Origin of the sequence: Nocardiopsis flavescens (assembly GCF_900141985.1) — a bacterium.
Lineage (GTDB): Bacteria > Actinomycetota > Actinomycetes > Streptosporangiales > Streptosporangiaceae > Nocardiopsis > Nocardiopsis flavescens.
Genome location: NZ_FQZK01000001.1, coordinates 84,401 through 95,327 on the forward strand (window position 1 = coordinate 84,401; position 10,927 = coordinate 95,327).

Genomic DNA, 10,927 nt, shown 5'->3' on the forward strand with positions numbered 1-10,927 from the left:
CGGCGACACCGGCGGCGGCGCGGCCCGCCGCGCGGACGGAGCCTCACGCCGGCCGGAGGCAGGTCGGGGGCACGGCGGTCCCGACCGGTCCGTCCGTTGCGTGCCCCCGGGGCGGGCGGTTCTACCGGGGCAGGGCGGGCAGGCCGTCGATACCGGTGGCGTTGCGGGTGCGCCGGTACTCGTCGAAGTACTCCGGGTCGCGGCGCCCGTGGTGGCGGTCCAGCAGGTCGCGGTCCCCGCGCAGGTCCATCAGGGGCAGGGAGTACCCGCAGGAGTCGGAGACGCGGTGCACGTCCACGACGATGACGGCGCGCTGGCCCAGGGTGCGCTCCTTGGAGAAGCGGGCGCGCAGCCGCGCGAACTCCGGCTCGCCGGGGGTGACGAAGCGCCCGGTGCCGTGCAGGCGCACGATGGCGGGCGGGCCGTCGAAGGAGCAGAACATCAGCACGATGCGGCCGTTCTCCCGCAGGTGGGAGATGGTCTCGACGCCGGAGGCCGTGTAGTCCAGGTAGGCGACGCGGTGCTCGTCCAGGACCGCGAAGGTGCCGGACATGCCCTTGGGGGAGACGTTGACGTGGCCGTCCCCGGACAGGGGCGCGGTGCCCACGAAGAACACGGGCTGGTCGAGCAGGAAGCGGGCCAGGCGGTCGGTGATGGACTCGTAGATCTTTGCCATGGGGGGATTCTGGCAGCGAGGGCGCCGGCACGGACGCCGATGCCCCGGCCCTCCCGGGGCGCGGTGCTCCTCCGGCACCACGGCGGCGCCGGACACATCCCCGGGCGGGCGTCGGCGCGGCCTCCCCAGAGGGCGGGCGGCCTGCGCGTCCCGGCCGCCGCGCGGCGCCGGGGCCCGGAAGCCGGATGCCCCGGCGGCCCTCAGGCCGGGTCCGCCCCCCGCTCCGCCGACGGCGGCGGGCACGGGGGTGCGGCACGGTGGGTGACCGCCGGGGGGCAGGGCGCCTGGAGCGCGGTGAGGATGCGCTGGGCGGCGGCGCCGAGCTGGCGCTGCTGGGCCCTGGTCAGCGGGTCCAGGACCAGGCGGCGCACCTCCGCCACGTGCGCGGGCGCCGCCGCGGCGGTGGCCCGCCGGCCGTCCCCGGTGAGCGAGGCCAGGGTGTAGCGGCCGTCGTCCGGGTCGGGCCGGCGGGTGACCCAGCCGCGCTTCTCCAGCCGGGAGACGAGGTTGGACAGGCGCGAGAGCGTGCTGCCGGTGTAGTGGGCCACCTCGCTCATGCGCAGGGTCCCCCCGGGCGCCCCGGACAGGGCCGACAGCACCAGGTACTCGAAGTGCCCGAACCCCGCGTCGCGCTGCATCTGCGCCTCCAGCGCCGCGGGGAGCTGGGACAGCAGGTAGGCGAAGGCGTGCCAGTTCTCCTGCTCCTGATCGTCCAGCCAGCGGGTCCCCCGGTCCTCCTGTGTTTCCTCCATGCTCCCAATCTAGTTCAACGGTGAAGTCACGTTTTTCGGCTCGACTTCACGCTTGAAGTCAACAGGCTGTATGTTCACTACAAGCTTGAAGTCAAACGCTGGGATGAGGGAACGATATGGGCATCGTGTTGTGGGTCGTCGCGGGACTGCTGGCCCTGGTGTTCGCCGCCGCCGGGGCGATGAAGCTGGCGCGCACCCCCGAGCAGCTGGCCGAGGCCGGCCTGGGGTGGGCCCGCGACTTCGGCACCGGCCCGGTCAAGGCCATCGGCGCCCTGGAGGTACTGGCCGCCGTGGGCCTGGTGGTACCGCCGCTGGTGGGCGTCGCCCCGGTGCTGGCGGGGGCCGCCGCCGTCGGCCTGGTCCTGATGATGGCGGGCGCGATCGTGGTGCACGCGCGCCGCTCGGAGGTCCCGCTGATCGCCGTCAACGCGGTACTGCTGGCCCTGGCCGCACTGGTGGCCTGGGGCCGCCTGGGACCCTACGCCTTCTGACCCCGCGAGGGGCCCCCTCCGCGGGCCCGGGGCCGCGCACCCCCCGCGTGCGGCCCCGGGCCCGCGGCGCGTCCTCGGGTCACCCGTCCCCGCCCCCGGCCGCCGCCGGGGGGCCGCCCAGCGCTCCGACCAGGGTGGAGACCAGGAGCCGGACCCGGGCGCCCACGTCGTCGGCGGGTGCGGAGCCCCCGGCCGCCAGCGCGGGGGAGCCGGCGTCCAGCTCGTAGACCTCGTGCAGGAGCGCCAGGTAGACCCGGCGGCACCAGGACGGGTCCCGCGCGGTGATCTCCCCGTCCGCGCACAGCCTGGCGAAGAGCCGTTCCAGCCCCTCCCGGAGCACCGGGTCCGACTCCGCGGAGCCGGGGCCGCCGGCCGGGGTGAGGCCGATGACGAAGGGGTGGGCGGTCTTGAGCTCGAAGGCCCCCTCGGTGAGCCGGTACAGCGCGACCATCGGCGGCACCGACTCCACCCGGGCCTGCCGGAACGCCTCCCGGTAGCGGCTGTTGAGGTCCTCCACCAGCGCGTCCAGCAGCGCCCGGCGCGAGGAGAAGTGGCGGTGCACGGTCGCCCGGCTCACCCCGGCGGCCTCGGCCACCTGCTCCAGTGACGCCTGGGGGTCCTGGGCGAGCACCCGGTTCGCCGCGTCGAGGATCCGGGTGATGCTCTGCCGCGCGTCCGCGCGCACCTGCCGGGTCCTGGTGTCTTCGGTCATCCGCGTCGCCTCACGCCCTCATCGTAGCCGAGTCACATGCGTCTCCACAGCGGCGCCAAGTGAGACATCAATGATTCACTTATTGACATGACTGAGACTCCGGTGTTTTATTTGCGGTGTCGGACCACATCCCCACGACTGGAGGACCACCGCATGGAACTCGGACTGGCAGGCAAGCGCGTCCTGGTGACCGGAGCGAGCAGGGGGATCGGGCTCGCCACGGTCCGGGCGTTCCTCGCCGAGGGCGCCGAGGTCACCGCCGCCTCCCGCACGATGACGCCCGAACTGGAGGCCACCGGCGCGGCCTTCGTCTCCGCGGACCTGGCCACGCCGCACGGCCCCGAGCGCATGGTCGGGGCGGCGCTCGCCGCCGACGGGCGCCTGGACGTGCTGGTCAACAACGCGGGCGGCGGGGTGGTGCCCGACGGGGTGCTCGCCGACCCGTTCGGGGGCCGCGACGAGGACTGGGAGCAGGCGCTGGCACTGAACCTCTTCGCCGCCGTGCGGACCACCCGTGCGGCCCTTCCCGCGCTGGCCGAGGCCCGGGGCGCGGTCGTGACCGTGGGGTCGGACTCGGCCCTGAAGCCGCACACCGTCCCGCTGTCCTACGCGGCGGCCAAGGCCGCGCTCCACGCGTTCTCCCGGGGCCTGGCCGAGCACGTCGGCGGTGCGGGTGTACGGGTCAACGTCGTCACGCCGTCCTCGACGCGCACGCCCCTCATCACGGGCGAGGACGGCATGGCGGCCAAGGTCGCCGCCGCCACCGGGGCGGACCGCGACGCCGTCGTGGCGGGCTTCGCGGAGCGGAGCGGCATGGTCACCGGCCGGCTGGTCGACCCCGCCGAGATCGCCCGGGCCGTGGTGCTCCTGGCCTCTCCGGAGATGCCCAGCGCCGTGGGGTCCAACTGGGCCGTCCACGCCGGGGCCGTCAAGGCCCCCGCCTGAGCCGGGCCGCCCGGTCCCGTGCCGGGTACGGGACCGGCGGGGAGCCGGACCGCCGCCCTCCCGGCCTTTCGCCCCGTGCCGGCGTCCAGCGGTCCCGGTGGCTCGCCCCGGCCGGCCGGGGCGAGCGGGGCGGGCGGCCCCTCGCGGCCGATGTCCCCGATGGCCGCCCGCCAGGCGGCGGCTTGTGTACCATGCGCACATGCGTTCCTGAGAGTGCCGGTCCCCGTGTGCGCGGCGTACAGCCCCGCGGGACGAACCCTGCCCAGGACCAGGACGCCCGTGCCCCCTCCCCGCCCCCGTTCTCCCCGTCCGCGCCGCGCGCCCGCCCGCGGACCCCCTCCCGCGCCCGGAAAACGCGCAGTCGTCGTCCGGCACCGGACGACAGGGGAATTCATGGAAGGAGACACGATGATCGACACCCGCCTTGCCGGACAGAACGTCCTGGTCACCGGAGGCGCAGGCAACATCGGCGCGGCGATCGCCCGCGCTTTCGCGGCGCAGGGGGCACGCGTGGCGGTGCACCACCTCGCCCAGGATCCCCCCGCCCCGGCGGACACCGCGTGGGCGCACGCCACCCCCGCCGCCCGGGAGGCGCACCGGCTCGCGGAGGAACTCGGCAACGGCTCCTTCGCCGTCAGCGCCGACCTGTCCGAACCGGACGGGGCCGCACGGCTGCTGCGCGCGGTCGCGGCCCGGGCCGGCGCGGTCAACGTCCTGGTCAACAACGCCGCCCACTGCGAGACGCCGGACACCGTCGACACCCTGACCCACGCGTCGCTGGACCGGCACTACCGGGTCAACGCCGTCGCCCCCGCGCTCCTGACCGCCGAGGCGGTCCGGCTGCGCCGCGGGGACGACCCGCTGTGCGTCGTCAACATCAGCACCGACGCCGCGCGGGCCTTTCCCGGCCAGACCGGCTACGGGACGTCCAAGGCGGCACTGGAGGCGCTCACCAGGTCCAACGCGCTGGACCTGGCCGCCCGGGGCGTCCGCGTGAACGCGGTCGCCCCGGGCCCCGTCCAGACCGGCTGGATGGATGAGGACGTCCTGGCCCGGGCGCGGGAGATCGTGCCGATGGGCAGGGTCGGCGATCCGGAGGACATCGCCGACGCGGTGGTCTACCTGGCGTCCCACCAGGCCCGGTGGATCACCGGCCAGGTCCTCCAGGTCGCGGGCGGGCACGCCCTGTGACCGTGTCGGCCGCCGGGGCGGGCGGCGGGGCGGCGTGCCCGGGTCGGCCCCCGTCCCGGGGGTAGGGGTCGGGCCCCTGCGGGGCCCGCCCCGTCCCCGGTCCCACCGGAGGCATCGGAGAGGACCCGGCGCCGGGGCCCTTGGCGGTGCCGTCGGGGTCGTCGCCGCTTCGCCCGGGGGCCGCCGCGTTCGCGGGCCGTGCCCCCGGTGTCGGGCCGCCCCCTGGGACGGGGCGCGGCCCCGGAGGGCCGCTACAGGCCGGAGAGCCGGTCCGGGCGGTCGACCCGGTCGCGCAGCTTGTCCAGGACCTCCTTCAGGAGCCGGGAGACGTGCATCTGGGAGCAGCCCAGGTGTTCGCCGATCTCGGCCTGGGTGTGGTCGCCGAAGAACCGCAGCCGCAGGATGGTGCGCGCCCGCTCGTCCAGCTCGGCCAGCGCAGGCTTGAGGCTCTCGCGCTCCAGCACCTGCTCGAAGCCCGTTTCCTCCGCCCCCAGGCGGTCCTCCAGGCGGGACCCGGAGTCGTCGCTCTCGTCGTCGGCCTCGGGCCGGTCCAGGGACAGGCACCGGTAGGCCTCGGAGGCCTGGAGCAGTTCCCCCGCCTGCCGCTCGCTCAGCTTCATGAGCCGGGCCAGTTCGGGCGTGGTGGGACGGCGCGCGTGGCGCTGCTCGTAGTCGGCCAGGACCCGGCGCAGGCGGATCCGGTTCTCCTGGTGGAACCGGGACACGTGGACCGCCCAGGTGTGGTCCCGGAAGTGGCGCTTGATCTCCCCGGTGACGGTGGGCCGCAGGTACGCCATGAAGGGGATGCCACGGGAGGGGTCGAAGCCGCGGACGGCCTTGACCAGGCCGACCATCGCGGCCTGGGTGACGTCCTCCAGCGGCTCCCCCTTGTCGCGGTAGTCGCGGGCGATCCGGGACACCAGCGGCCCGAACTCCTCCACGATCTGCTCCCAGATGTGCCGGGCGCGCGGATCGTCCTCCTCCAGCGCGCGGAGCCGGATGAGGAGGTCCTCCGCGGAGTCCTTCTCGAACGCGGTGAACTCCGAGGGCCGGCGCGGGCGGGGGATGAGCCCCCGACCGGCCTCGGGTGAGGCGGATGAAGCGGGTGAGGTGTCCTGTGCTGCGGACGGGAACAAGAAAACCCCCGGTGCTCTGGCCTGCGTGAAGCTCGTTCCTGCTGGTGCAGGCTGTCGTCCGGTCTCCCTCCGGCCGACACCCGTCACCCGTGTGACACATGAGGCCTAGGGGGGATCCGGCACACGTGGCCATGCCCGGGAAAACCCCCCTAAAGCGCCATGGCGACACATTTCTTGTCGTGCGACAATATTTGTCTGGTTAAGGATTCGATCGCGGGCGCCGCGATCCCGGAAACACCCCCGCATCCGGGGGATGCGGCGCGCAACGTGCGGTTCGTCACCCGAACGCGGCGGCACCCCGTGATCGTCCCGGCCGGGCGCGCGCGATCGCTGGACGCGCGGGCCCGGACCCCCTGCGGGGTCCCGCACGCACCCGGAACGGCTCAGGCCCGCTCACCGTAAGCACATCGTGACCCGGCGTCGCGATATGCGGGCGGCGTGTCCGGGAACCGTCGGCGTGTCCTTACCCTTCCATAACCAGTGCTGGCCTGCGAAAACGCCGGGTATGACCCTTCGCGGTCCGAGCCGTGCGCGCCCCGCCGGCCCGGGCGGGGCCCCGGCCGCCACCGCGGCCCCGCCCCGGCGGTCCGCGCCCGCCGGGGGAGCACCGGGCACGCCCACGGCACGGGGGTCCCCGCCCGCCCCGCGGCCGTGCGGCACGGACCGCCTCGACCTGCCGGCCGACTCGAAGGCCTACCGTGGCCGCATGGCACTGATGCGGGTCTCCGAACCGGCCGAACGCTCGGGCGTCGCGGCCACCGCCCTGCGCTACCACGGGGAGCGCGGGGCGCTCCCCGCGCGGCGCTCCCCGGCGGGGTACGGCTCCGCGCGCCCGCTCGGCGCCCCGGGCCCCGAACCCGTCGAGGAGGACTGACCCGATGCCCCTGGCAGAACGCCTCCAGAGCCTGTTCGTGGCCCTGGCCGCCCTGGCGGGCCTGGCCGCGGGGCTGCTGCTGCCCGTGGGCCCGGCTGCCGAACACGTGGTGCTGCCCGCCCTGCTGCTGATGCTCACCGCCGTGTTCGTGCAGATGGACACCGCCCGCGTCGGCGAGGTGCGCCGCGCCAAGACCCTGGTCGCCGTCAGCCTCGCCCTCAACTTCGTGTTCACCCCGGCCCTGGCCTGGGCCCTGGGCGCGGGGCTGCTCGGAGGCGAGCCCGACCTGCGCATCGGCCTGCTGCTGTTGCTGGTCACCCCCTGCACGGACTGGTACCTGGTCTTCACCGCCATGGCCCGCGGCCACACGGGCATCGCCGCCGCGCTGCTGCCGGTCAACCTGATCCTCCAGCTCCTGCTGCTGCCGGTGTACGTGCTGCTGCTGGGCGGCCGGGCCGCGATGGTCGACGGCGCCACCCTGGCCGAGTCGGTCCTGCTGGTCCTCGTGGTGCCGCTGGTCCTGGCCCTGGTGCTGCGGTGGGCCTCGAACCGGTTCATGGGCGCGCGCCTGCGCGAGCGGTACGTGGACGGCGCGGCCTCGCGCCTGGTGCTGCCGCTGCTGTACACGGCGGTGCTGGCGATGTTCGCCTGGCAGGCCCGCACCGTCCTGGCCCACCTGGGCGACCTGCTCGCGCTGCTGCTCCCCCTGGCGGCCTTCTTCGTGGTGCTGCCGCTGGCGGCGGTCGGCCTGTCCCGCCTGCTGCGGCTGCCCGACGACCAGAAGGTCACGCTGACCATGGCGGTCACCGCCCGCAACTCGCCCATCGCGCTGGCGATCGCGGTGGCGGCCTTCCCCGACCGCCCGCTGATCGCGGTCGCCCTGGTCGTGGGCCCGCTGGTGGAGCTGCCGGTGCTGGCCCTGCTCGCCCAGCTGGTGCGGGCGCCCGCGCCGCGCCCGGGGCCCGTGCCCCGGGGGTGAGGGCGGGGCCGCCGAGCCGAGTCCGCCGTCCGGCTCCCGGAAACCGGTCCTGGGAACCGCTCCCGGGCGCGGCAGCGCCTGCCGCGCCCGGTCCGTTCGCGGGCGGTTCCGGCGCGCCGCCCTGGCGAAGGACGGGTCGGGCGGGTCGGTGACGTTCCGGCCCCGCGGCCCCCGGCTATGTCCGAGGACCCCCTCCCGCCTCCGCGGCGCGGTCGAGTTCGGCCGCCGGGAAGGGGGTCCGCTTGTCCCGCGTGAGCAGCCGCCGGTGGAAGCCGCCCAGCACCACGGCGGTCCGGGCGTGGCGCTCGATGACCGCCGCGGTCTCGGGCGGCACACCGCCGGGTCGGCGGCCCGCGATCCACTCCCGCAGGAACACCTCCGTCCCCGTCCCGCCCCGCAGTGGTGCGGTGAGGTGGTGGAGCAGGTGGCTCGCCGTGTAGTGGCGGTCGTAGGAGAGGTGGTCGGCCAGGAACCGCCCCTGCTCCCGCGACAGCTCGAAGTCCCGGCTCAGCGCCAGCCCGAAGTCCGCGAAGAAGACCTGGCGGCCGTCGGTCAGGAGGTTGTCGAAGTGGGCGTCGCAGTGCACGAACCCGCGGGAGGCCATGAACTCCGCCCCCCGCACCAGGGCGTCCTCCACCCACGGGTGGGCGGCGCCGGCCGCCGTGTCGCGGTGCCGCTCGCCCAGCCACGCGCCCAGCGTCCGCGGCACGTGCTCCAGGAAGAGCACCAGGCTCGCGGAGGACCGGCCGATGGCCTCCAGCCGCTCGCGTACGGCCGCCGACCCGTCCCAGTGGGCGACCGCCCCGTCGATCCCGCCGAACTCGTCCGCGAAGCCCTCGGGCGGGGAGTCGGGCAGCACGCGCCAGTGGTGGAGCAGGGGGAAGCCCGTGTACTCCCCGCCCAGGACCCAGTGGCTCGTCAGGATATGGGCCGCCAGTTCCCGCCAGGCGCCGAACCCGGCCGAGCCCAGGCCGTACTGGTAGAACACGGGCAGGCCGAAGGGGTCGGCCGTGGACCGGACGTTCTCCGGGCGGACCTCCACGTCGGTCAGCGGCACCCGCTTGACGAACACCCGCGTCCCGTCCACGTCCAGCTCGGCCGACCGGCCGCCGATCCCGGACCCGGCCGGGGCGGCGGACGCCACGACCTCGCCCAGCCGCCGGTCGCCCAGCAGCGCGAGGCGGGTCCCCACGGTCCGGTGGGCGGCCAGGCGCGCGTCGTATCGGGAATCGCAGGGGCGCATCGACGGCTCCTCGGCGCCCCGTGCCGGGGCGTGCGTGGTCACAGGGGCGGACCCGACCCTATCCGCCCGCCCCCGGGGCGCGGACTTGACCTTGCGGTTACCGCAAGCCCGACACTCCAACCATGAGCCTGTTCATCAAGGATTTCAGCGAGATCAGCGACCTCTCCCCGCAGACGTTGCGCTTCTACCACTCCGAGGGACTGCTGGTCCCGGCCGAGGTCGACGAGGCGACCGGCTACCGCTACTACGAGATGGACCAGGTCGAGACGGCCCTGCTGGTCAGCGCCCTGCGCGAGGCCGGGCTGAGCGTCAGGGACGTGCGCCGGGCCCTGGACGAGCCCGACAGCGCCGCCGACCTGCTCCGTGCCCACGCCGAGACGCAGCGCCGCAGGCGCGCGGCCGAGGACGAGGCGATGGCCACCGCCCGCGACCTGCTCGCCTCCTGGCCCGAGGTCGAGCACAAGAAGGTGCCGGGGGAGACCGTACTGTCGGCGTTCGCCCCCGCGGTCCCCGTGGAGAGGCGGCCAGGGCAGCCGGACCGCTACGACTGGACCGAGGTCGCCGTCGTGGCGGAGGCCACCGCCGGGGAGCTGCGCGCCCTGGCCCGGGAGCACGGTGCCGCGGTGGCGGGCACCCCGTGGTTCACGATGGCCCTGGAGACCCCCGAGCAGAAGGAGCGGTTCTCGGACCCGGAGGGCCCGCACTGGCTGGTCAAGCTCCCGGTCGTCGCCGACGCCGAGGTGCGGGCGGCCCTGGCGGAGAAGGTCGACGTGCAGGAGTTCGCGGCGCGCGAGGAGGTGTCGGTGCGGATGCCCGGGCGGCACACGGCGGCCAAGTACTCCATGGCAGGGGTGCAGCTGGTCGCCCACCAGCCCCCGGAGGGGTACTTCGCGGCCCTGGGGGAGACCCGCCACCTTCTGCACGCGGAGGGCATCGAGACCGCCATGCCGCTGCGCCCGGTCGGCGAGGTCGAGGACGATGACGACGAGGGCGGGGAGGACGAAGCCTGACCCCCGCCAAGCCGCCCCCGGTACCGCGGGCCACCTGCCCGCGCGGCCCTGGCCGGAGGCCGTCGCTCCTGCCACAGGTCGCGCGGGGTGGGGCGGGGGTACCTGCCTCACTCTTCCAACGTCGTGGGGGGGTGGAGCGTGCGCTGTCTTGAGGTCCTGGGCACGGCCGGTGAGCATGGATCGGCACCCCGGCTCCAGGGGGTCGGGGGAGGGCGTACTCGGCTCCGCGGACCCATGGGGGTGAAGGCCGCAGGTACCTGCCCGGCCCGCCAGTGGGGGTTGTCCACCCGCCTGGAGTGCTCGGCCGTAGCCGGAGGGTGTCGCTCCCACGGCAGGTTGTGCGGGGTAGGGCCGCGGGTACCTGCCCGCCGCGCCCCCGGGGGTTGTCCTCCCGCCTGGAGCGCCCAGCCACGGCCGGAGGGCATCGCTCCCACGCCGGGTCGCGCGGGGTAGGGCCGCGGGTACCTGCCCGGCCCGGCCGCAGGGGTTTCCGGACACGCTCCCGCATGCTCCGCCCGAGGGGGTGAGAGGGACTTGGAGGTCTCCAGAACGGTCACCCCGTGGAAACGGCGGTCTGTGGTAGCGCCCGACCAGAACCTTTGGTTTCCAGAACGGTCACCGCTTGGGAAGGTACAGACCGGCGGAGCCGGATCCGCCCCCACGATGCAACGGGCGGCAGACGGCCGGGCGGGTGCGTGGGGTGCGCGTCCGGGGTGGTGGGGGTGTGCTGTCCGGGGGCGGGTCCGGGCGAGGCCTGCCCCGCCCCACCACGTGGAAACGGAGGAAAGGTCCGACCGGGGCCGCGCGGTCGCTCCCGACCTCGCTTGGAACACCAGCACCAGACGTAGTAACCCGCACCCAAGCGCCCTCCCGCACCACGACGCACCGAGGCCGCGAGCACACACAGCTCCCGCCCCC

11 protein-coding genes are annotated in these 10,927 nt (G+C 75.1%); 6 read left to right on the forward strand and 5 right to left on the reverse strand.

Features of this window, described 5'->3' with window-relative positions; all coding sequences use genetic code 11:
- Window positions 1-121: 121 nt before the first annotated feature.
- Together BUE45_RS00445 and BUE45_RS33695 are read right to left on the reverse strand one after the other, a co-directional pair.
- Window positions 122-676: a pyridoxamine 5'-phosphate oxidase family protein gene (locus BUE45_RS00445; protein ID WP_073373767.1), complete on the reverse strand. Its 555-nt coding sequence runs from the start codon at window positions 674-676 to the stop codon at window positions 122-124.
- 200 nt (window positions 677-876) lie between these two features.
- Window positions 877-1,428: a MarR family winged helix-turn-helix transcriptional regulator gene (locus BUE45_RS33695; RefSeq protein WP_073373769.1), complete on the reverse strand. Its 552-nt coding sequence runs from the start codon at window positions 1,426-1,428 to the stop codon at window positions 877-879.
- Window positions 1,429-1,544: 116 nt separating this feature from the next.
- Here BUE45_RS33695 and BUE45_RS00455 point away from each other — a divergent pair, with 116 nt between their 5' ends.
- A complete protein-coding gene (locus tag BUE45_RS00455; RefSeq protein WP_073373771.1) occupies window positions 1,545-1,919 on the forward strand; it encodes a DoxX family protein in 375 nt (124 codons plus the stop codon).
- Window positions 1,920-1,998: 79 nt separating this feature from the next.
- Here BUE45_RS00455 and BUE45_RS00460 read toward each other — a convergent pair whose 3' ends face one another.
- Entirely contained in the window at window positions 1,999-2,631 is a 633-nt protein-coding gene (locus BUE45_RS00460; RefSeq protein ID WP_073373773.1) for a TetR/AcrR family transcriptional regulator, read from the reverse strand.
- A gap of 153 nt (window positions 2,632-2,784) precedes the next feature.
- On the opposite strand from BUE45_RS00460, the gene BUE45_RS00465 reads away from it, so the two are divergent.
- On the forward strand, window positions 2,785-3,576 hold the full coding sequence (locus BUE45_RS00465) for an SDR family NAD(P)-dependent oxidoreductase (protein WP_073373775.1): 792 nt from the start codon (window positions 2,785-2,787) through the stop codon (window positions 3,574-3,576).
- 408 nt (window positions 3,577-3,984) lie between these two features.
- Window positions 3,985-4,767, forward strand: a complete 783-nt coding sequence (locus tag BUE45_RS00470) for an SDR family NAD(P)-dependent oxidoreductase (RefSeq protein WP_073373777.1) — start codon at window positions 3,985-3,987, stop codon at window positions 4,765-4,767.
- 251 nt (window positions 4,768-5,018) lie between these two features.
- Here the strand turns inward: BUE45_RS00470 and BUE45_RS00475 are convergent, their stop codons facing one another.
- Window positions 5,019-5,903 carry a SigB/SigF/SigG family RNA polymerase sigma factor gene (locus BUE45_RS00475; RefSeq protein ID WP_084736740.1) on the reverse strand — a complete coding sequence of 295 codons (885 nt, stop codon included), beginning with the start codon at window positions 5,901-5,903 and terminating at the stop codon, window positions 5,019-5,021.
- A 706-nt stretch (window positions 5,904-6,609) separates the two neighbouring features.
- Between BUE45_RS00475 and BUE45_RS32330 the strand changes: the two genes are divergently transcribed.
- Both BUE45_RS32330 and BUE45_RS00485 read left to right on the forward strand, forming a co-directional pair.
- Complete coding sequence (locus tag BUE45_RS32330; RefSeq protein WP_178378412.1) at window positions 6,610-6,777, forward strand: MerR family transcriptional regulator; 168 nt, start codon at window positions 6,610-6,612, stop codon at window positions 6,775-6,777.
- A gap of 4 nt (window positions 6,778-6,781) precedes the next feature.
- A complete protein-coding gene (locus BUE45_RS00485; RefSeq protein ID WP_073373779.1) occupies window positions 6,782-7,756 on the forward strand; it encodes an arsenic resistance protein in 975 nt (324 codons plus the stop codon).
- A gap of 175 nt (window positions 7,757-7,931) precedes the next feature.
- On the opposite strand, the gene BUE45_RS00490 is transcribed toward BUE45_RS00485, so the two are convergent.
- Window positions 7,932-9,041 carry a protein kinase family protein gene (locus tag BUE45_RS00490; RefSeq protein WP_245832669.1) on the reverse strand — a complete coding sequence of 370 codons (1,110 nt, stop codon included), beginning with the start codon at window positions 9,039-9,041 and terminating at the stop codon, window positions 7,932-7,934.
- An 80-nt stretch (window positions 9,042-9,121) separates the two neighbouring features.
- Here BUE45_RS00490 and BUE45_RS00495 point away from each other — a divergent pair, with 80 nt between their 5' ends.
- On the forward strand, window positions 9,122-10,009 hold the full coding sequence (locus tag BUE45_RS00495) for a MerR family transcriptional regulator (protein ID WP_073373782.1): 888 nt from the start codon (window positions 9,122-9,124) through the stop codon (window positions 10,007-10,009).
- Window positions 10,010-10,927: the final 918 nt, after the last annotated feature.

Excerpts from the sequence above, each read along its gene's own strand:
- BUE45_RS00470 (WP_073373777.1), top strand. The coding sequence starts at position 3,985 with ATGATCGACACCCGCCTTGCCGGACAGAACGTCCTGGTCACCGGAGGC.
- BUE45_RS00485 (WP_073373779.1), top strand. The coding sequence starts at position 6,782 with ATGCCCCTGGCAGAACGCCTCCAGAGCCTGTTCGTGGCCCTGGCCGCC.
- BUE45_RS00455 (WP_073373771.1), top strand. The coding sequence starts at position 1,545 with ATGGGCATCGTGTTGTGGGTCGTCGCGGGACTGCTGGCCCTGGTGTTC.
- BUE45_RS00495 (WP_073373782.1), top strand. The coding sequence starts at position 9,122 with ATGAGCCTGTTCATCAAGGATTTCAGCGAGATCAGCGACCTCTCCCCG.
- BUE45_RS33695 (WP_073373769.1), bottom strand. The coding sequence starts at position 1,428 with ATGGAGGAAACACAGGAGGACCGGGGGACCCGCTGGCTGGACGATCAG.
- BUE45_RS00460 (WP_073373773.1), bottom strand. The coding sequence starts at position 2,631 with ATGACCGAAGACACCAGGACCCGGCAGGTGCGCGCGGACGCGCGGCAG.
- BUE45_RS00445 (WP_073373767.1), bottom strand. The coding sequence starts at position 676 with ATGGCAAAGATCTACGAGTCCATCACCGACCGCCTGGCCCGCTTCCTG.
- BUE45_RS32330 (WP_178378412.1), top strand. The coding sequence starts at position 6,610 with ATGGCACTGATGCGGGTCTCCGAACCGGCCGAACGCTCGGGCGTCGCG.
- BUE45_RS00465 (WP_073373775.1), top strand. The coding sequence starts at position 2,785 with ATGGAACTCGGACTGGCAGGCAAGCGCGTCCTGGTGACCGGAGCGAGC.